Consider the following 20,926-nt stretch of genomic DNA (forward strand, 5'->3'; position numbering starts at 1 on the left):
CATCTTATTCACAATGCGGCTTCGAACGCCGCGTTTTTAAAACCAGCAAGTTGAGTGCCGGGCTACCACAGAGACAGATCATCAAGTCCGAACTCCTATGTCCTGCGTCCTAAGTCCGGAAACAGGGACTGCTGACTTTCGCTTCGTTTCCTCCCGTTCCCGACCTGAGAACTGGGGACTTTCAACTGAGGACTTAGCTTTGTATCTCTGTGGTTAATCAGCCTTAAATTCCTGATCGGCGCTTATCGACGTCGGCGGTATCGGCGGTCCCGCCTTCGTCCTTAACACACATGGCCAACGGTATCTTCGAGAGGTCGGCCACCCGGCGCACCAAGCCGCAGACCGCCCGCAGAAGAGCAAGTCTGTTTTCACGCAGCCCGGGGTCCTCATCCATTACCAGCACCGCGTCGAAAAAGACGTCCACGGGTTCCCGCAGCGCGCTGAGCTTCTCCAGAACGCGACCATAAGAATGGTCCTTCATATCGGCCGCAGTCTCTTCCCGCAACCTGAGCACCGCCTGGTAAAGCCGCCCCTCCGCAGGATCGGTAAAAAGAGCGGTGTCGGGCTCCCTTTCCGGCGCCGTGCGTGCAAGATTTGCCGCGCGTGTATAGGCCGTGTGGAGATCGCCGAACAGCGGCCCGCTCCGGAAATCCGTCACGGCCTTCGCGCGCCGCCAAGCGGTTTCCACGTCGTCAAATCCGGCGGCCAGGACCGCCTCGGTAACCTCGGGAACAATGTCCTGTTCGCTGAAGAGGCCGCGAAGACGCTGCCTGAAAAACTCCATAAGCTCGTCCAGTATCTCCCCCGTATCCCGCTTGAGCCTGTGGCCGCCGTATTCGCGGCAAGCCTGCAGAATCAAGTCGCTCAAGGAGACGTGCAGCGCGCCGTCCAAAACGATATGGCAGAGCCCGAGCGCTTGGCGCCGTAAGGCGTAGGGGTCCTGGGAACCGGTCGGGATCAGCCCCAGACCGAAGCACCCTACAAGGTTGTCAACCTTATCCGCGATGCTTAATACGCGTCCGGGAACCGTCCGCGGCAACAGGTCACCGGCAAACCGCGGGAGGTACTGCTCGTACAACGCCGTCGCCACAGTCTCCGACTCCCCGTCCCGCAGGGCATATTCTTTTCCCATGGTCCCTTGCAGCTCGGGAAACTCGTACACCATGTTCGTAAGAAGGTCGCCCTTGGAAAGGTGTGCCGCCCGTGCCGCCGCGATCATATCCTCCGGCCCGGTTTCGAGGGCCGTACCGAGATACTTGACAAGCATTCCAAGCCGCAGTGTCTTGTCGTAAAGCGTTCCGAGCTCTTCACGGTAGACCACCTTTTTCAGTCCCTGGATCCGTTTGGCCAGAGGTGTGGCGAGGTCTTCACGGTAAAAGAAAGCCGCATCCGCGAGCCGGGCCCGGAGCACGGCCTCGTTCCCGGCACATATTGCAGCGGTATGCCCGGGCGAGCTATTGTGCACCGCGATGAACCGCGGCAGCAGGCGCCCGTCTGTCCCGTGTACCGGAAAATACCGCTGGTGCTCCCGCATCGCGGTAACAAGAACGGCTTCCGGAATTTCAAGGTACTCTTCGGGAAAACCCCCGCAAAAGGCCGTGGGGAATTCCACCAGGTTGACCACTTCGTCCAGCAGTTCGTCATCGGACGGCATCAGACATTTCTCCTGAGCGGCCAGCGCCGTTATTTGCTCCCGGACGATACGCCGCCGCTCGGCGGGGTCGACCAGGACGTAACTTTCCGCCATCCGGGAAACGTATTCTCCGGTTTTTTCGATTGTGACCGTTCCCGCCGCGAGGAAGCGGTGCCCGCGTGATTCCCGGCCGGAGACCAGTTCGTCGATGGAAAATATCACCGGCTCATCGCCGTACAGGGACGTCAACCAGCGGATGGGCCGGATAAACCGCATTTCCGTGTCGCCCCAGCGCATCGGTTTCGGAAAACCCAGACTGGTGATCAGGCGGGGACAGAGCTCCGCCAGCACCTCTTTCGCCGGTTTTCCCGGTTCTTGCTTGACCGCAAAGACGTATTCCGTTTTGCCCGCTTTCCGGACCACCAGTTCCGTGACGTCAACCCCCCTGCTCCGGGCAAAACCGGCAGCGGCCTTGGTCGGCTTCCCGAAAGCGTCATAAGCAGCCTGGCGCGCGGGGCCCTTAACCTCCTGCAACAGGGGCTCTTGCCTTTCGGGAACCCTCCTTACGAAAAGCACCAGGCGCCGCGGGGTGCCGTATGTCTCAACCGCACCGAAACCCAGCCGTGCTTCTGAAAGTAAAGACGCCGCCTTTTTGCTTAACTCCTCCAGCGCGCCGGGCAAAAAACGCGCCGGGATTTCTTCCGTCCCTATCTCCAGTAAAAAATCTCTCATGGTTCACTACCCCTTCTTCAATAACGGGTAACCCAGGGCTTCCCGCTGCGCTACATAGGCCCGCGCACAGGAACGGGCAAGCGCCCTGATCCGGGTGATAAAACCGGTCCTTTCAGTGACGCTTATGGCGCCGCGCGCGTCCAGCAGGTTGAAGGTGTGTGAGCACTTGAGCACGTAATCGTACGCGGGCAGGACCAATCCCTCCTTCAACGCCTGCGACGCTTCTGTTTCAAACGCGTCAAACACATTAAACAGGAAAGAGGTGTCCGCCACCTCAAAGTTATAACGCGAGTGTTCCACCTCGCCCTGGTGGTGCACGTCTCCGTAAGTAACATCGTTCACCCAACTAATATCGAATACGCTCCTTGCGCCCTGAAGGGCCATTGCGATCCTTTCCAGCCCGTAGGTTATTTCGGCTGAAACCGGCCGTAGGTCATAGCCGCCACACTGCTGGAAATAAGTAAACTGGGTTATTTCCATTCCGTCCAGCCAGATCTCCCAGCCCAATCCCCATGCACCCAAAGTAGGGGATTCCCAGTTGTCTTCGACCAGACGGATATCGTGAGTAAGCGGATCAATGGATAAAGCACGCAGACTGTCAAGATAAACCTCGATCACGTCATCGGGTGAAGGTTTCAGGATTACCTGGAACTGGTAGTAATGCTGGAGGCGGTTCGGGTTTTCCCCGTACCGGCCGTCGGTCGGCCGCCGCGAGGGCTCGACGTAAGCGACTTTCCAGGGCTCCGGTCCCAGCACCCGGAAGAAGGTGGCCGGGTTCATTGTTCCCGCCCCCTTCTCGGTGTCGTATGGCTGTTGTATTACACAGCCCTTATCCGCCCAGAAGCGGTTGAGTGTGAGTATCAATTCCTGGAAGTTCAAGCCCTATCCCCTTTCCGCTCCTAAGAAAATAGTTCTTCTTTCGGAGGGCACAACGATAAGCAACGCATTGCTGCGTCAGCCCGGTGAGCCGAATCCTCACGTACGCACCCAGTACGTTCCGGTTCGCCTCCCCGGTCTTCCCTGCATTACTTCTTGTTGCGCTCCGTGTAAGTTACAATACTGCTTCTAAGTTCCAAGCTTACGGGTCTTCCCGTTTTCATTCTTTTGTTGGAGCGACCCCTGACCGCATGGCGAACTTCATCTATAAATCGTCAAGGAATCCCAACGACCGGGGCCGGTACCCAAAATGATAAGCTATGGTTGCCGGCAAGATCCGTTTTAGTTCCGTTCGAACAGCAGGATCCGGTTTTAACGTAAAAACGCGTCCCAGGGTGTCCTCGGGCAGCCGTCGTAATGTCCTGAGGGTCCCGGGCAGCATACTCATAGCCGTAAACCCCTTCCGGCAGACCGGGCACAGAACCCCACCGGCTTCAGGGCTGAAGGCAAGTGATCTGACATGATCAAGGGGTTTGCGGCAGGAAACACAGCAGTCCAGTTCCGGACCGAAACCCGTCAGCGCCAACACGCGGATCTCAAAGGCACGGGTAAGCAGTTCGGAATCCCCGTTCAACTTCCGGAGCGATTCAACAAGAAGGAGGTAGAGCGGGCGGTTGGGAACCTCATCAACGGTAAAGCCGTCCACCAACTCCGCATAGTAGTGGGCAAGGCCGAACCAACGCACGTCTTTCTCTATATGCTGAAAGTGCTCCAGCTCCTCCGCTTGATCGACACGGCTTAATTCTTTCTCACGCGTCAGAAAAAAACGCGAGCGAGAGAACGGCTGGACCGCCCCGCGCTTTCTACTTGTAGGCCGCGCACTCCCGTAGCTGATAGCGCGGATCTTCCCGTACTCGAGGGAGTACAGGGTTAAAATGCGGTCCGCCTCTTTGTACTCGTTTGCTTTGAGTACCACCGCCTCGGCTCTTAAAAATTTCATTATTACACCTGATGAGTTTACGGGTCAGTATTTAGTATTTAGTAGTCAGTAGTCAGTAGTCAGTAGTAGAAATCCGGAACTCAGGAGCCATAAGGGCGAAACCTGGAACCCGTAAATAGTGTTACTCCCCGCCATCTTCGGACTGAGGACGCTTTCTAAAGTCCGAACCTGTATCCTAAGTCTGGAAAAAGGGACTGGGGACTTTCGACTTCGCTTTCCTCCCGTTCCCGGACTGAGGACTTTCGACTGAGGACTTAATTTATGACTCGTAACCCGCGACTCGTGACTCGTAAAAAAAATTTCAAATCTCGTAATTCTGTATCCTCTCGATACCTAAGGCCTTGCCCGTGGCGGGATCGACAGTAACCACGCAGGCGTTGAACTGGTAAGGCCCGCCGGCGACCTCAAACCTTTTTGGAAGCTGCGTCAGGAACCGGTCAATGATAATGTCGGTTTTCACACCGATCACCGAATCACGCGGCCCGGTCATGCCGACGTCGGTTATATATGCCGTACCTTCCGGCAGAATACGTTCGTCAGCGGTCTGGACGTGGGTATGCGTGCCTAAGACGGCGGTTACCCTGCCGTCCATAAACCACCCGAACGCTACTTTTTCCGATGTGGTCTCAGCGTGAAAGTCCACAATAATCACGTCCGTCCGGGGCGATAGTTCGGCCAGTATCTCCTCCGCTTTGCGGAATGGACAGTCTACCGGCGGCATAAATACCCTTCCGGACAGATTCACTATACCCACATTGTAGCCTTCACAGGGGAAAACCCCGTAACCAATGCCGGGCACATCCGGAGGATAATTGGCCGGGCGAATCAGCCGGGGTTCTTCAGCAATAAACCGGTAACTGTCCTTTTTGTCCCATATGTGGTTTCCGCCTGTAAGAACATCGATCCCGTAGCCGAAAAGCTCTTCGGCAGTTTCGCGGGTGATACCGACACCCCCGGCGGCATTTTCGCCGTTGGCCACCACAAGGCTCGCCGGAAACGACCTTCTAAGGTCCGGCAGGTTTTCTTTTACCGCCCGTCGGCCACACCGCCCGACGATGTCGCCTACCATCAGGATACGCATCGCTCAGCCCCGCTACTTGGCGTATTCCACCGCTCTGGTCTCGCGGATTATAATGACCTTTACCTGACCGGGATACTCCAGTTCGTTCTCTATCTTACCGGCGACGTCACGGGCCAGACGAACCACCGTCAGGTCGTCAACCCGTTCGGGTTTTACCATTACCCTTATCTCACGTCCGGCCTGAACGGCAAAAGCTTTGTCCACTCCCTGGAACGAGTTGGCTATCTCCTCGAGCTTCGTAAGCCGTTTTAGGTAAGCCTCCAGTGTTTCCCTGCGAGCACCCGGGCGCGCGGCGGAAATGGCGTCCGCCGCCTGCACCAGTACCGCTTCAACCGTCTGTGGCTCTTCCTCGCCGTGGTGCGCGGCGATGGCGTGCAGGACCTCCGGGTCTTCGCCGTACTTACGGGCCAGTTCCACACCTATGGCAACGTGCGGGCCCTCCATTTCCCTGTCCACCGCTTTGCCGATATCGTGCAGGAGACCGGAACGCCTGGCCAGGGCGACGTTGGCCTTAAGCTCCGCAGCCATATAGCCCGCAAGGTACATCACTTCCAGCGAGTGCTTCAAAACGTTTTGACCGTAACTTGTCCGGAATTTCAACCTGCCGAGCAGCCTGATAAGTTCCTCATGCAGACCGGGTACTCCGGCCTCAAATGCGGCCTGTTCACCGGTTTCCCAGATATGGCGGTCAACATCTTTCTGAGCCTTTTCAACCATCTCTTCGATCCGCGCCGGATGAATGCGGCCGTCGGATACCAACCGCTCCAGCGCCAAGCGGGCGATCTCCCTTCGGACGGGATCAAAGCCCGACAGTATTACGGCTTCCGGGGTATCGTCAATGATAAGGTCCACCCCCGTAAGGTTCTCAAAAGCCCTGATGTTACGGCCCTCCCGGCCGATAATCCGGCCCTTCATTTCATCGTTGGGTAAAGGAATAACAGACACCGTGGTTTCGCTTACCTGGTCGACAGCGCAACGCTGGATGCCCAGCGCGACAATCTCTTTCGCGCGGCGTTCCCCTTCCTCTTTGGCCTTGGCTTCAATCTCTCTTATAATCATCGCCGCCTCTTGCTGCATGTCTTTTTCCACTTCCGTCAGCAAGATCTGGCGCGCCTCTTCGGCGGAAAGTCCTGAAACACGCTGCAGCTCAGTCAAACGCGCAGCATGTACCTTTTCCAGTTCGGCTTTTATATTGCTGATCTCCGACTCTTTCTTACCGAGTCCCTCTTCCCGTTTTTGGAACGCTTCAAGTTTCGACTCTATCGCTTCAGCCCTCTGGCTTAAACGTTTTTCAATCCGTTGAAGTTCCTGGCGCCGTTCCCGGTTGTCGCGTTCGGCCTCGTTTTTCAGCTTCAGTATCTCTTCTTTCGCCTCTAAAAGCGCTTCCCGCTTGGCGCCCTCGGCGTCCTTAACGGCCTTGTCCAAAATCTGACGGGACCGCTCCTCAGCCGATAAGATCTTAGATTCGGCCATGAACCGCCGGGCGAAATAACCGACCACTAAAGCCACGACGCCTACGGCCGCGTAATAAAACCAAACCCCGTCGGTCAAAAACCTCCACCCCCATTTCTGAATTAATTTTTTGTTTTAAAAAATAAAAAACCGAGACAAACTCGGCAGAAAAAGAAAGTGGAACACCACTGTCACATTTAATTGTCTAAGAAGCGGCTGTCGATTTTCCTAACGTACTCAAGCTACGCCTACACTTCTTTATAAAAAACGCCTGGTGGCGGTACACATTCTATTTTCTCCCAAGTTGATTGTATTGTATAGTTTTAAGCCGGGTAGTGTCAAGCAGGTAACCCCTGGGTTATTCTTACAATAAAAAAGGTGGATAAAATCCACCCTGCAAACCAACCGCCAAGACGCCAAAATAGTTCACCACAGAGACATACTATCAAGTCCGAAGTCCTATGTCCTGCGTCCTGAGTCCGGGAAAAGGGGCTGGGGACTTTCGCCTTCATTTTCTTCCCGTTCCTGGACTGAGAACCGGGGACTTTCGACTGAGGACCTTAAATTGCTACCCGCCCCGGTGATAATCTTCGTTTACGCCGTGCGGCAGGCCTTCACCCGCGCCCGGCTGCCAGAACTGCCATGCTTCCGGCGGTTCCCACCGGTCAAGGTCCACATTCCTTAAAACCTGGGTCACCCAGTCCGACCTGTTTAGCGTATACAGGTGCACCCCGTCCACGCCGTTTTCCACAAGGTCCTGCACCTGGGCGGTGGCATACTCGATGCCGGCCTTTTCCAAACCCTCCGGATCGCTCTCATACCTTTCAAGCATCGCCAAAACCTCGGCGGGGATGGAAGCCCCGCACAAACTGATCATACGCTCCAGGGCACCGGCGTTCAGGACCGGAAGAATGCCGGCGGAAATGGGACAGGTGACGCCGATCTTGCGAACGCTTTCAAGAAAATGATAGAAAACGCGGTTGTCAAAGAACAACTGCGTGATCAGCAGTTCGGCGCCGGCATCGGTCTTCTCCTTAAGATATGCCCAATCCGTACTGATGCGCGGCGACGCGATGTGTCCCTCGGGATAGGCCGCGGCGCCGATGCCGAATATCCCTTTCTTTCGGATGTGTCTTATCAGGTCTGCCGCGAATCGAAAATCATCCTTGGTATGGTCGTAATTCTGAACCCCTTTGGGCGGATCACCGCGCAGGGCAAGGATATTTCCGACCCCGCCGGCGTTGAGCCGGGACAGGATATCGTCGATCTCGCCGGTGGTGTGTCCGACACAGGTTAAATGCGCCATTACCTCAAAACCAAGTCTGCTTACGAGGGACGCGATTTCTATGGTCGTTTCCCTGGTGGTGCCGCCGGCCCCGTAGGTGACGCTGATAAAGGCCGGGGACAGTTCCTTAAACTTTGAAACCAGTCGGGAGATTATTTCCGTTCTGTCCTCGGTCTTGGGAGGAAAGACTTCTAGAGAAACAACCGGTTTTTTATTTTTGTAAAAATCCCTTATATGCACGGCTTCCCCTCCTGCATAAACTCAGAATCCAGAATAGAGAATATGACTTCAAGTTCCGTAATTTGCAAATCGCAACTCCGTAAACCCGCGATGTTACTGTCTCCGGACTTAGGACCACCGACCGGTTAACGACACCGACTACCGGCTACTGACTATTATTTTGCCCTCTAGAGGAAGAACATACCCGTAAACCGTTTAAACCTTAATAAGGTACTTACAACCTTTTTACTATTCCACTCGCCCAAATTCTATTGATAATTAGGCACAATTATTGATAAATTATCCTCAAAATGCAACAGCAGTTAATAGAGTTTTTGGCCTTCCAATTTGCTTGAGAGTGTTAATCGATTTCTTGATAGATTCAAACCTGGATGCCGAAAAACAACAGCCTCTATCCTTCAATTCCTTTCTAAAACGGAGTCGCTCATGCCGCGTTGCGGCATAACGAAGGATGAAAATATAAACCCTTAAGCGTGTTGCTTAGCTGTAGAAGTGTAGAAAAACGAAACGCCGTGAGAAGCGAGCAGGGCAAGGAAGATTGGCAAGGACGAGCCGGAGCGTACTGATTCAGATGTTGGAAGCCTGTTTTCAAGGGGAAATTGGTCCGGTAATCCTAAGGGTTAATTCATTTTAAGAAAAAAGGAGATTAGTAGTTTTGCAATCTTTAACTATTAGTCTTAACGGACGGGAAGTAACCGGGGAATCAGGAATGACCATTCTGGAGCTGGCGCGTCGGGAAGGCGTGCACATTCCCACGATCTGTTATGAGCCGCACCTGGCTCCCATAGGTGGTTGTCCTTCGATCAGCAGTTGCCGTGTCTGCATCGTGGAAGACGAGCGCACCGGCGCTTTGGTGACGTCCTGCGGCACCTTTATCGTCCCCGGCATGATCATCAACACCGCTTCACCGCGCGTGCTTAAACGTCGTAAAATTATCGTTGAATTGATGCTGGCCAGCCACCCGGATTCATGCCTGGTATGCCCTAAAGGAAACCGGTGCCAGCTGCGTCAGGTGGCCGCCGAACTCGGCATTGGGCTGCCGAGGTTCCAGAGGATACCGCTTGCGGCTACGATAAACGACGCCAACCCGTTCATTAAAAGGGATCTGAGCAAGTGCATACTGTGCGCCAAGTGCATCCGCGCCTGCCAGGAACTGGTCGTGGAAGGGGCGGTTGATTATTTCCGACGCGGTTTTACAGCCAGACCGGCAACAACCGGTGACGCTCCCCTGGAGGAATCGGAGTGCACCTTCTGCGGAACGTGTGTCGCAATGTGCCCCACCGGCGCGCTCCTCGAATCCGAGCCGTCATACAGGGGAACCGCGGGAACCTCCGTCCGGTCGACCTGCCCTTATTGCGGCTGCGGCTGCACCATCAGGTTAAAAGTCAAGGAAGGACGTGTGGTACGTGTCATCCCGGACAACACGGACCCGGTAACCCGCGGCACCCTTTGCGCGAAGGGAAGTTACGGCTGCGATTTCATTCACAGCCCGGACAGACTGACCAGCCCGTTAGTTAAGGTGGACGACGGTTTTGAAGCGGTTTCCTGGGAAGAAGCCATTGCCGTTATAGCGAAAGAGTTCGAGCGCATCAAAGGTAAGCACGGCGGCAACAGCCTGTCCGTATTCGGCTCCTCCAAGTGTACCAACGAGGAAAACTACCTTCTCCAGCGTTTTGCCAGGTGCGCGCTGGGGACCAACAACATAGACAACGGCAGCCGTCTCTGGGGTAACGCAAGCCATATGGCCAACGGCGAGGCGGTTGGGGTTGCCGCCACCAATTGCGCGGCAGCGATGGAAAAGGCCGATGTAATCATGGTGATCGGCGCGGACCCCACCATTTCCGCACCGCAGGTCGGTTACGCGGTAAAGCGCGCTGTGAAATGCCTTGACGCAAAGTTAATCCTAATCGACCCGAGGGAAACGCGGCTGTCAATGTTTGCCGATATCCAACTGAAACCGAAGATCGGAACGGACCTGGTGCTTTTGAACGGTATGGCCAGGATTTTGATTAAAGAGCATTTATACAACGAAGAAATAGATGTCGAAAACCCTGAATTTAAAGCTTTTACCGAAAGCGTTGCCGCTTATACACCGACCTATGTGGAAAAGACCACCGGCGTTCCTTACGGAGAGATGCTTAAAGCCGTACACCAGTTTGCAACGGCGGGCAAAGTCGCAACCATTTACGGTCACGGAATCAGCCAGGTACCGCACGGTACCGAAACGATCAAGGCGCTGGCAAACCTCGCCTTATTGGCCGGGAAGGGCGCTCAGGGCGCAGGCCTATACAGGCTTCAAAAAGAGAACAACGCCCAAGGCGCTTGTGACATGGGGACACTGCCCAACTTGCTCCCGGGATACGAGCAGACTTCGGATTTAAGGTCAAGAAGAGTGTTTGAGGACTACTGGGGGAGCTTGCCGTCCACTGTAGGTTTAACCGTCTTTGAGATGTTGGAGGCGGCAGGGAAAGGAAAGGTTAAGGGGATGTACGTGGTCGGCGAAAACCCCGTTGCTTCCTTCCCGAATACCGGTTATGTCCGTGAGGCTTTATCTTCGCTCGATTTTCTGGTGGTTCAGGATTTGTTTCTTTCGGAAACAGCGGAACTGGCCGATGTGGTCCTGCCGGCGGCAAGTTTCGCGGAAAAAGAAGGCACATTCACCAGTTTTGACGGAAGGGTCAACTGGCTGAAAAAGGCCGTAGAGCCCCCGGGCCGGAGCCTGCCGGACTGGGAAATCATTATCAGGCTGGGAGCAGCGATGGGCCATCCGATGTCCTACGCGTCACCGCGTGAAGTCAGGGAAGAAATCAGGAAACTTGTACCCATATATAAGGGCATCGGTTACGGCATGTTGCCGGAAGAACCCCAGGACGATCTACAGAGTCTGTCCCGCGCAAAGGCCGTTTACCGTAAACAACCGGAAAAGGCACTGGGCCTTTGGCCTACTCAGCGCGAGACGGTCCGGGAGAAACACACCAAAAAATACCCTTTCCTCCTCCTAATCGGCAGCAACCTGTTCCAGTTCGGAGGGAGTACGCGAAGCTCCCGGGCGCCTCGCTTACGTAAGTTCTACTCGCAGCGCTTCGTCGACATCGGGGAAGAGGACGCTGAAAAACTGATGCTCGGTGAAGGTGACCGGGTTAAGATAATATCCCCGACGGGAGAAGTGACGGCAGCGGTGAAGATAAGCGACACCCTGCCGCAAGGCACCCTTTTCCTTCCGTCTCCTTTACCCGGTTTTTCCGTTGGTCAATTGTTAAATATCGTTTTAGACCCGGCAAGGAAAACCCCCTGTACAAAGTCAGTCAACGTAAGGGTAGAAAGGATAGATTCCAATGAATAAGCCGGCGGCTAACAGCACAATTGATATGAAGCGAATTAAGGAAATAGTTATGGAGTGCGGCGGGCATAAGTGGGCCCTGATTACGGTGGTGCAGAAAATCCAGAATGAATTCGGTTACATTCCGCCGGAAGCCATTCCTGTAATAGCCAAAGGCATGAACATTTTTCCCAGCCAGATCCAGGGCGTGATCTCCTTCTACGCCCAGTTCTATACCAAACCACGGGGCAGGCAGGTTATTACGGTTTGCCGGGGAACGGCGTGTCATGTTCGGGGAGGGGAGTCATTGCTCGAGATGCTGGAAGGCAATCTCGGCATTAAAGAAGGCGAGACCACCCCTGATATGGAATATACCTTGGAAACCGTGGCCTGTATTGGTGTTTGCGCCCTGGCTCCCAATTTGGTTATGGGCAACCAGGTTCACGGCAAAATGGATCCTCAGAAGATAGAGCAGTTGCTGAAAAAGGGTGAAGCGTAAGTGCAAAACCAGCGTACAGTTTTCGTCTGCCACGGGACAGGATGCCTCTCCAGCAGGTCGGGCGCGGTCTACGACGCGCTTAAGGCAGAGGCAAAGAGACTCCGCCTTGACGTGACCATCGATTTCACCGGCTGCCATGGTTTCTGCGAAAAGGGCGGCATCGTCGTTGTCGAACCCGAAGGCATTTTTTATTCCCATGTTCAAGCGGAAGACGTACCGGAAATAGTAAGTTCGCACCTCCGGGACGGGAAACCCGTGGAACGACTTTTCTATATCGATCCGGCAACCGGCAAAGCCGTGCCTTATTACCGGGAAATCAACTTTTATAAGAAACAACAGCGCCTCATCTTACGCAACTGCGGTCGCATTAATCCGGAAAAAATCGACCATTACATCGATGCCGGAGGCTACCGGTCACTGAAAAAAGCACTCCTGGAAATGACCCCGATCCAGGTGATTGAAGAGGTAAAGAAATCAGGGTTGCGCGGTCGCGGCGGCGCCGGCTTCCCTACTGGTCGGAAATGGGAATTCGGGTACAACGTCTGCGCCGATAAAAAATATGTAATCTGCAACGCCGACGAGGGCGATCCCGGCGCATTCATGGACCGCTCCGTGTTGGAGGCCGACCCGCAGGCAGCGATTGAAGGTTTGATCATCGCCGGTTACGCCATCGGGGCCAACGACGGATACGTATACATACGCGCCGAGTACCCGCTGGCGGTAAAACGCGTATACACGGCCATACAGCAGGCAAAAGAAAGGGGCTTCCTGGGTAAGAACATTTTCGGCTCGGGGTTTGATTTTGAGATTCATATGAAAGAGGGCGCCGGAGCTTTTGTCTGCGGTGAAGAAACCGCCCTGATCGCCTCGATTGAGAGCCTGCGCGGAATGCCCCGGCCGCGTCCCCCTTACCCGGCGCAATCGGGTCTTTTCGGGAAACCGACCACGATTAATAACGTAAAGACCCTGGCCTCGGTTCCGGTGGTCATCGATCGCGGCGCCGATTGGTACGCCGGCATCGGCAGCGAAAAGAGTAAAGGAACAACGGTAATCGCCCTCAGCGGGAAGATAATCAACAGCGGCCTGGTTGAAGTGCCCATGGGGACTTCGCTTTCGACCATTATCTTTGACATCGGCGGCGGTATCCCCGACAGGAGGCGTCTGAAAGCGGTGCAAACGGGCGGTCCGTCCGGCGGCTGTATCCCCGCGAGGTTCCCCGACACCCAGGTCGATTATGAAACCTTATCTTTAATGGGTTCGATCATGGGGTCCGGTGGTATGGTGGTTATGGACGACACCACCTGCATGGTCGAGGTGGCCCGGTACTTCTTAACCTTTACGCAGGCTGAGTCGTGCGGCAAATGCGTACCGTGCCGGCTGGGAACAAAACAGATGCTTGAGATCCTGACCAGAATCACCAGGGGCAAAGGGCAGGAAGGCGATATTGAAACCTTATACGATATAGCCAGGACCGTTAAAGAATGTTCTCTCTGCGGGCTGGGTCAGACCTGCCCGAATCCTGTGCTTTCCACCCTGAATTATTTTAAAGAAGAGTATGAAGCGCACATAAAGAAAAGGGTTTGCCCGGCAGATCAATGCCGCGCGTTAAAGCGGAAGGAAAAGAATTAAACGGTGGCACTCAGAAGGCATCTGGTGCTGATAGTACGATACCAAGGCTTTGGTTCCTCGGTATCAACTGTTAACAATTACAAATGTTGAACTGAGTGCCGGGCACAACGAAATGAAAATATAGATCCGTAAGCGTGTCGCGTAGCTAAACGAAACACCGTGAGAAGCGAGCAGAGCAAGGAAGATTGGCAAGGGACGGGCCGGGCAATTGGGAAGTGAGATGCCGGCAAGCCTGAGGCGGTAATGCGAAGTCATCGCGACGCCCGGCAAAAGAAGCACTATTTTGGTCAAATGTACTCAGGGGGGATTGAGAGTGAAGTCCATCACCAGGCAGAAACCGCTCGAAGAGGTAATACAGCAAGTAAGAAGCTTCGACCAGATCTACATACTTGGCTGCGGAACCTGCGCCACCATGACCAAAACGGGTGGCCGAGACCAGGTGATTAAAATGAAAGAGTCCCTTGAAGGACTGGATAAGACAGTGACCGGTTGGGCTGTCATTCCGATCGCCTGTGACGAAATGACCGAGGTCGCCATGAAGGAAAACGAGCGCCCCATCCGCAACGCCGGTTGCGTGCTTGTCATGGCCTGCGCGCTCGGTGTGCACCGGGTAAGCTCTTACACCAGAAACCCGGTTATACCCGCTCTGGACACGCTGTTTATCGGCCTGGAAGAGAAACCCGGTCTATTTAAGGAGGTTTGCGCCCAATGCGGCCAGTGTGTGATCGGTGAAACCGCCGGCATCTGCCCGGTCACCGAATGTAACAAAGGCTTGCTGAATGGGCCGTGCGGCGGCACCAACGAAGGTAAATGCGAAGTTGACAAGAATAAGGATTGTGCGTGGACGCTGATATACCGCAAGTTGAAGGCTCAGGGAAGGCTTAATCTGATGCGGAAATACCAACCCCCAAAGAACTATCAAATGGTGCCCAGGCCGAAAGCCGCCAGAATTAGTATAGGTGAGGAGAATCGAGAATGACAGTGTCAAAGTTTAAAGAAGCCCTGAATTCGGGCAAATTTGTGGTAACATCCGAACTCGGTCCCCCGAAGGGCACGAACCTCGATCAGATGATGCACCACATTGAACTACTTAAGTACAGGGTGGATGCGCTGAACCTTACCGACCACCAAAGCTCCGTAATGCGGTTCCCTTCCCTGGGAGGCTGCCTCGCCGTGAAAGAACGCGGCGGCGAGGCCGTACTGCAGATGACCTGTCGCGACCGCAACAGGCTGGCGTTACAGGCCGACCTGATGTTCGCACACTCGCGCGGTATAAACAACGTCCTCTGCCTCACGGGTGATGCGGTCGTGGTCGGTGACCACAAAGGCGCCAAGGGCGTTTTCGATCTCGACTCGGTACAACTGCTGAGGCTGATCCGGCAGATGGAAGCGGGCAAGGACATGGCCGGGAACGACCTCGACGGCGCGGTGAGTTTTTGCGCCGGTGCTTGCTGCACCCCGGAAGCATCTCCCATTGAGCCGCAGTTGATTAAGTTTGAGAAAAAGGTTGAGGCCGGTGCGGAGTTCTTTCAGACACAAGCTATTTACGACCTTGAGAAGTTCGCCAAGTTTATGGAATACGCCCGCCAGTTCCCCGTTAAAATCCTGGCAGGGATAGTCCTGCTTACCTCGGCAGGCATGGCGAAGTTCTTAAACGCTAATATCCCCGGAATCACCGTGCCCCAGGATCTGATTGACGAGCTGGCGAATGCCGGGAGAGGAAGGGGTCTCGCAAAAGGCATAGAAATCGCAGGCCGCATGATCGCCGCCCTAAAGAAGGATTCCGTCTGTGACGGCGTCCACATCATGGCTATCGGCAAGGAAGAAGTGGTGCCGGAAATCCTGGCAAAGGCGGGGCTGTAAATCAGTAGACAGTAGGGAGTAGCAGGTAATAATTAAGTAATATAGCGGGTTGCGGGTTAAAATTTCTAAAATAAAAAGGGGACTGTCCCCTTTTTTATTCCCCGGCATTTTGCCGAATAACAGCTGAGTGCTGGATGAATCCTGACCCTGAATGGATACCATATTTTTGATGATGTTTCAGTTTTCTGTGAACTCTGTACCTCTGTGGTGAAGTATTTTCGTTATAACCATACACCATTACTTCCGTCCGAAAATGCTCCTATAACCCGGGGTTTGCACCATATCCCGCCATACGATCCGGTTTCTCCCCAGTCTTTTTGCCGTGTAAAGAGCGTTGTCAGCGATCAAAAGTAAATCCTGGGTCGTAACCCCGTCGTCCGGGTAAAGCGCCATGCCAATGCTTACCGTTGGGAAGGGCTCTTTTTGTCCTTCCGCTTCCAACTTGCCCCTCAAACGTTCAGCCACCGCAATCACCCCCGGGACATCGGCTTCCACCACCAGGACCACGAATTCTTCTCCCCCGTACCGGGCCGCCACGTCGGTCTCCCGTATGCTCTGCTGAAAAAGCTGCGCGGCCTGTTTGAGGCATTGATCCCCCGCCAGGTGGCCAAAGGTGTCGTTATAGTCCTTGAAGTGGTCGATGTCCAAAAGCAGAACGCCGCACTTCGATTTGTACCGTTGACAGCGTTTCAGCTCCGAATCCAAAAGTGCGAAGAATTTGTGCCGGTTATAGAGCCCCGTCAGAGCGTCACGTTCGGCCATCTTTTTTACTTTCTTATAGAGCAGCGTGTTTTCAACCGCAACACCGATCTGGCTTCCGACCGCGTCCAGAACCTCTTTCTCCTCAGGACTGAGCCCCTGTTTTGTCTTGTGGAAAAGCGTCAGCACCCCCTGGACCTTATCCTTCCGTCTTAACGGTACGAAAACGCCGAGCGAAAACTCCGCCGACGCCTCATTCATCACCGGACCCAGGGACGCATCGGCCGCGTCGAAAACAACGATTTCATCCATGGGCAGCGAGTGCACCTTTTCAAGGATTTCTTTTTCACCGAGGTGTTTTGCACATTCTTCAGAAAACCCGCGGTATGCCGCAAGCAAAAACCCTTCCCGGTCTTCTTGCAAAAGGACTGCGCCGGCGTGCCAGTCGGCGATCTCCATAACCTTCGCCAGAACCTCCTGCAGCACCATCTCCAGTTCGAGGGAACGGGTCAGGGTTTCCGCAATTATATTCAGCGTGGCAAGCCGCCGGTGGCTCTCTTCTATCTCCTGATTTTTTCGCGCCATCTCCTGAATCAGGATGGTGTTTTCTATCGCCGTGGCCAGCGCGCCTGCCAGTTGCTGGGCAAGGGGAAAGTCTTTCTCCGCGTATTTCCCTTTTTCCTTGCTGTAGAAGCATAGCCCCCCGACCACTCCGCTCTTGGCCACCAGAGGAACAACAAGAACCGTTTGCAGACCGGAGTCCGCCAGGTCCGCATCGCCCGCAAGTTCCGGGATCGTCTGCAGGTCTTCCACGATGTCGGGCTGACCGCCCGCAAACCTCGACTGCAGGACAAAATCGCTCGGATAAAGCGCCGTCGCAGGGTCTACAGCCTCATCGTCCCGGAAGAAGGCGAGGACGCCCAACCTGTTTTGCTCGTTTACAAGGATTTTCATCCAATCGAAGTTTATCAGTCCTTTAATCAACTGATGGAGGGCGTCATAAAACTCGCGGCTTTCTAAGCCCGAGGTGAGCAGCCAGTTAAGGGTGGTTATTACCTCCAGAAACCGCCACTGTCCCAGCATCTCCTGCCGTGCGGCAAGGTCCGCCAGCGCGAGGGCGAAAACCCCCTTGAGCCGGTTTATTTTTTCCTCCAGGTTCCCCGCGCCGTCCACTTTATTAAAGGAGAGCACCCCAACCTCACGGTCGGCGTAAGTAAGCGGCAGCGCCAGTTCATCTCCGGCACGGACCTGGCACCCCTGCCGCAGCGCAAGCCCGGGAAGCGTCGCTTCGCTCAGGGAAAATGAACTATTCCGACCGGTATCCGCATCCTTCTCCGTAAGCGACACAAGAGTACCCTCACTGCGGTTGAGCAGATACACCTTCGTCCCGGCACAACCGCTGACCGCATCAAGTGTCGTGACGATCAGATCGCCGATGCGGGCGGGGTCTTCGGTGGCTGCCAATTGTGAAGCTAGAACGGCAAGGTCTTCGTCATTCATCTTTTAACTCCCGGGCAGGATTACAAGGAGCCTGAACCATTTTTTTCCGCGTCAATGAGTGCAGATTGCGCCTAATATATAATCGTACTGCTATTGTGTAGATTGAAGTATTTTTGGAAAACTTTTAAATCTAAATACCGTCATAAACCGTCGCGGTTTTACATCGCCTACCCGGGACGGATTTTATTTTATTGGCCTTATTCCTTCCCGCCGAGGTATTACTTGTGTTAGAATTTTGCTGACGTTTTGTATAGAAACCCGCTGCAAGCTTTTTTGGAACACCACGTTCGCCCGCAGGACTACTTCGCTTTCAGCGGTTAAAATCCTGCGGATTTTTCCGGGGGTACAATTCAGTGAAAATTCGTGATATGCAAGCAGAGGTCGATGCATGGATAAGTCAGTTTGAAGAGGGGTACTGGCAGCCCTTGACCCTCCTGGCCCGGTTGATGGAAGAGGTGGGGGAACTCGCCCGGGAAGTAAACCATGTTTTCGGGGAAAAGCCCAAAAAACCCGAGGAATCGCCGGGGGATCTGGCGCTTGAACTCGGTGATATCCTGTTCATTATCGTCTGCTATGCCAACTCCCTCGGGATAGACCTGGAAGAAGCTTTTAGCGATACAATGTCAAAATACCGGCAGCGCGACAGCTTCCGCTGGACCAGGAAATTGAGAGACGATCGTTGAGAAATGAGAAGTTGGGATCAAGCCGGACGTTAGCGGAGGACAAATAAGTGGCAGGGATTATACCCATCAGAGGTTGGCGTTACGGTTCAGGCATAAAGAATTTGGCGGCGGTCGTCACGCCCCCTTATGACGTTATCGACCGCGCAGCGCAAAAGTCGTTTTACGCCCGGCACCCCAATAACATAATCAGGCTGGAATACGGGGCGGCGCTTCCCGGGGACGATGACACGGACAACCGTTATACCCGGGCCGCTGAATTCTTTAAAGCCTGGCGCAGGGAAGGCGTACTGAAAAGGGACGCCGAATCCGCGTTTTATTTCTACGAACAGACCTTTACTCTCGGCGGCGACCGCCGCACCAGGCGCGGATTCTTCTGCGGTCTTGAACTGGAACCATACGGACGCAACGTCATCCCCCACGAGGAAACCCTGTCTGCGGCCAAAGTCGACAGGGCACGCCTCATCCAGACTTGTGAGGCCAATTTTTCACCCATATTCGCGCTTTATTCCGACCCGCAGCAGGTTGTAGAGCGGCTGTTTACTACAATTTCCCGCCGTTCAACGCCTGCCTGTGACTTTATCGATGAAGAGGGGCAAACCCACCGCCTCTGGGTGGTGACCGACAAGGATACGGTCGCGGCCGTAACCGCCTTACTGGCCGGCTGCAAGGTGTTGATTGCTGACGGACACCACCGGTTTGAAACCGCCCTTCACTATTCCATCCAGCGGCGTCCCGGAGGAAACCCGCCGGAGAAGGCGCCATACGATTATATCCTTACCTTCCTCGTAAACACGTATGACCCCGGACTCGTTATTCTCCCTACCCACCGCATAGTGAAGACTCCGGCAGACTTCCGTCTTGACCGGTTCCTGTCCGCCGTGAAGGAGTCCTTCGTGGTAACGGAGATCGACGGACGGATGCCGCTGCCGAACCACCGGTATGCTTTTGGGCTTTATACGGGAAACAAACGCAGTTTCAATCTGGTTTTGAAGGAGGGCCTTGATCCTGCCGGGCTTCTTCACGGCGCAAAACCCCCGGTATGGAAAAGGTCGTCGGTAGCGGTCCTTCACGCCCTTGTTCTGGACCACCTGAAAATCGGTCCCTCCGAGTGTACCGCCGGAGAAATGATCACCTATACCCATGATCCCGCGGAAGCCGCCATGCTCGTTGACACCGCTGTGTGGGACCTTGCTTTTTTATTGTACCCCCCGGGGATAGACGAACTTGTTACGGTGGCCCAGGCAGGCGAAAAAATGCCGCAGAAATCAACCTATTTTTACCCCAAGGCGCCGACAGGGCTGGTTGTTTATTCATTTGCTGAATAATTAGACTAGACATCGGCGTGTCGTTGAGTGTATAAAATTAATGAGCATATGCTTAATAATACTCATCGCGGCGCCCCGCGAAAGAAGTACTATTTTCTGAGGAGGGTGTGGACCATTGTCTGAAGTCAAAGATTGCGGAAAAGTTGGAAAAACTTGCGGCACCTGCGGCGAAACCTCTGAAGACCCGGGTACGACCCTTGCGCAGCCGCACAGACTTTCGAGGGTTAAACACGTTTTGGCGGTGATGAGTGGTAAGGGAGGTGTCGGTAAATCGTCGGTAACCGCCCTTTTGGCCGTTGCCCTTTCCCGCCGGGGGCACAGGGTGGGCATTCTTGATGCGGACATTACCGGGCCGAGCATCCCGAAGCTGCTCGGGCTGAACGCGCGCATCGAGGACGGCGATTTCGGCGCATACGTTCCCAAGTCCAGGCTTCTCGGCATCTACGCCATGTCGGCAAACCTCTTATTGCCGCGGGAGGACGAACCCGTAATCTGGAGAGGTCCGATAATCAGCAACGTGGTCAAACAATTCTGGTCCGACGTGGCCTGGGGCAAGCTGGACTACCTCATCGTCGACCTGCCGCCGGGAACGGGAGACGTGCCGTTGACTGTAATGCAGTCGCTTCCGCTGGAAGGCGTGTTCATCGTCTCTTCCCCGCAGGATCTTGCGGTGATGGTGGTCCGCAAGGCCATCAGGATGACCGGGATTATGAACATACCCATCTTCGGCGTAATAGAAAACATGACCCACGTCACCTGCCCGAAGTGCGGCGAAAAGATCTTTCCTTTCGGTGAACCCCAGGGCGATAAGGTCGCCGAAGAAACCGGCGTCGAACTGCTCGCAAGCCTGCCGCTGGACCCCGAACTAAGCCGCCTCGCGGACGCCGGCAGGATCGAAGAATACCAATCCACGGGTCTTGAACACCTGCCGGATATATTAGAGAAGCGGTTTGCGGCCTCCTCTAAAACGGCCCGGATGCTGTTCAAGAAGGGCTAAAAGGTTTTTAACCGCCAATCCAGCACTCAACGAATCACTGTAAATAGTTCGGGAGGGGGGTAATCATCAGCTATAACGCAAATCATGTTGAGTGCTGGACAAGGTCGCCAAGA

General features: G+C 54.6%; 15 protein-coding genes. 8 read left to right on the forward strand and 7 right to left on the reverse strand.

From position 1 onward, the window contains the following. Positions 1 to 223: 223 nt before the first annotated feature. The 6 genes from glyS to metF form a co-directional block, all read right to left on the reverse strand. Entirely contained in the window at positions 224 to 2,365 is a 2,142-nt protein-coding gene (gene glyS / locus AB1500_07790; protein MEW6183062.1) for a glycine--tRNA ligase subunit beta, read from the reverse strand. Between the two features lie 6 nt (positions 2,366 to 2,371). Then, positions 2,372 to 3,244 carry a glycine--tRNA ligase subunit alpha gene (gene glyQ / locus AB1500_07795; GenBank protein MEW6183063.1) on the reverse strand — a complete coding sequence of 291 codons (873 nt, stop codon included), beginning with the start codon at positions 3,242 to 3,244 and terminating at the stop codon, positions 2,372 to 2,374. A gap of 262 nt (positions 3,245 to 3,506) precedes the next feature. Further along, positions 3,507 to 4,241, reverse strand: a complete 735-nt coding sequence (gene recO / locus AB1500_07800) for a DNA repair protein RecO (protein MEW6183064.1) — start codon at positions 4,239 to 4,241, stop codon at positions 3,507 to 3,509. A 301-nt stretch (positions 4,242 to 4,542) separates the two neighbouring features. Beyond that, the gene (locus AB1500_07805; GenBank protein ID MEW6183065.1) at positions 4,543 to 5,322 is read right to left on the reverse strand and encodes a TIGR00282 family metallophosphoesterase; all 780 of its coding nucleotides are present in this window, start codon (positions 5,320 to 5,322) and stop codon (positions 4,543 to 4,545) included. A gap of 12 nt (positions 5,323 to 5,334) precedes the next feature. Then, entirely contained in the window at positions 5,335 to 6,873 is a 1,539-nt protein-coding gene (gene rny, locus AB1500_07810) for a ribonuclease Y (GenBank protein ID MEW6183066.1), read from the reverse strand. A gap of 469 nt (positions 6,874 to 7,342) precedes the next feature. Then, positions 7,343 to 8,299, reverse strand: coding sequence for a methylenetetrahydrofolate reductase [NAD(P)H] (gene metF / locus AB1500_07815; protein MEW6183067.1), 957 nt, complete (start codon positions 8,297 to 8,299; stop codon positions 7,343 to 7,345). A gap of 655 nt (positions 8,300 to 8,954) precedes the next feature. On the opposite strand from metF, the gene AB1500_07820 reads away from it, so the two are divergent. The 5 genes from AB1500_07820 to AB1500_07840 all read left to right on the forward strand — a co-directional run bounded on the left by AB1500_07820 (position 8,955) and on the right by AB1500_07840 (position 15,609). Next, a complete protein-coding gene (locus tag AB1500_07820; protein ID MEW6183068.1) occupies positions 8,955 to 11,642 on the forward strand; it encodes a molybdopterin-dependent oxidoreductase in 2,688 nt (895 codons plus the stop codon). After that, on the forward strand, positions 11,635 to 12,117 hold the full coding sequence (gene nuoE / locus AB1500_07825; GenBank protein ID MEW6183069.1) for an NADH-quinone oxidoreductase subunit NuoE: 483 nt from the start codon (positions 11,635 to 11,637) through the stop codon (positions 12,115 to 12,117). The genes AB1500_07820 and nuoE overlap by 8 nt, the downstream gene beginning before the upstream one ends. Beyond that, a complete protein-coding gene (locus tag AB1500_07830) occupies positions 12,118 to 13,746 on the forward strand; it encodes a NuoF family protein (GenBank protein MEW6183070.1) in 1,629 nt (542 codons plus the stop codon). Between the two features lie 313 nt (positions 13,747 to 14,059). Further along, entirely contained in the window at positions 14,060 to 14,725 is a 666-nt protein-coding gene (locus AB1500_07835) for a methylenetetrahydrofolate reductase C-terminal domain-containing protein (GenBank protein MEW6183071.1), read from the forward strand. Then, entirely contained in the window at positions 14,722 to 15,609 is an 888-nt protein-coding gene (locus AB1500_07840; protein ID MEW6183072.1) for a methylenetetrahydrofolate reductase, read from the forward strand. Before AB1500_07835 ends, AB1500_07840 begins: the two co-directional genes overlap by 4 nt. Positions 15,610 to 15,846: 237 nt before the next feature. Here the strand turns inward: AB1500_07840 and AB1500_07845 are convergent, their stop codons facing one another. Then, entirely contained in the window at positions 15,847 to 17,808 is a 1,962-nt protein-coding gene (locus AB1500_07845) for a diguanylate cyclase (protein MEW6183073.1), read from the reverse strand. A 353-nt stretch (positions 17,809 to 18,161) separates the two neighbouring features. On the opposite strand from AB1500_07845, the gene AB1500_07850 reads away from it, so the two are divergent. From AB1500_07850 to AB1500_07860, 3 genes are all read left to right on the forward strand, one after another. Beyond that, the gene (locus AB1500_07850; protein ID MEW6183074.1) at positions 18,162 to 18,491 is read left to right on the forward strand and encodes a nucleotide pyrophosphohydrolase; all 330 of its coding nucleotides are present in this window, start codon (positions 18,162 to 18,164) and stop codon (positions 18,489 to 18,491) included. 47 nt (positions 18,492 to 18,538) lie between these two features. Further along, positions 18,539 to 19,816: a DUF1015 domain-containing protein gene (locus tag AB1500_07855; GenBank protein ID MEW6183075.1), complete on the forward strand. Its 1,278-nt coding sequence runs from the start codon at positions 18,539 to 18,541 to the stop codon at positions 19,814 to 19,816. 115 nt (positions 19,817 to 19,931) lie between these two features. Continuing rightward, a complete protein-coding gene (locus AB1500_07860) occupies positions 19,932 to 20,813 on the forward strand; it encodes an Mrp/NBP35 family ATP-binding protein (GenBank protein ID MEW6183076.1) in 882 nt (293 codons plus the stop codon). Positions 20,814 to 20,926 lie beyond the last annotated feature (113 nt).

This window comes from Bacillota bacterium (assembly GCA_040755295.1).
In the GTDB taxonomy this organism is placed as follows: domain Bacteria; phylum Bacillota; class Desulfotomaculia; order Desulfotomaculales; family Ammonificaceae; genus SURF-55.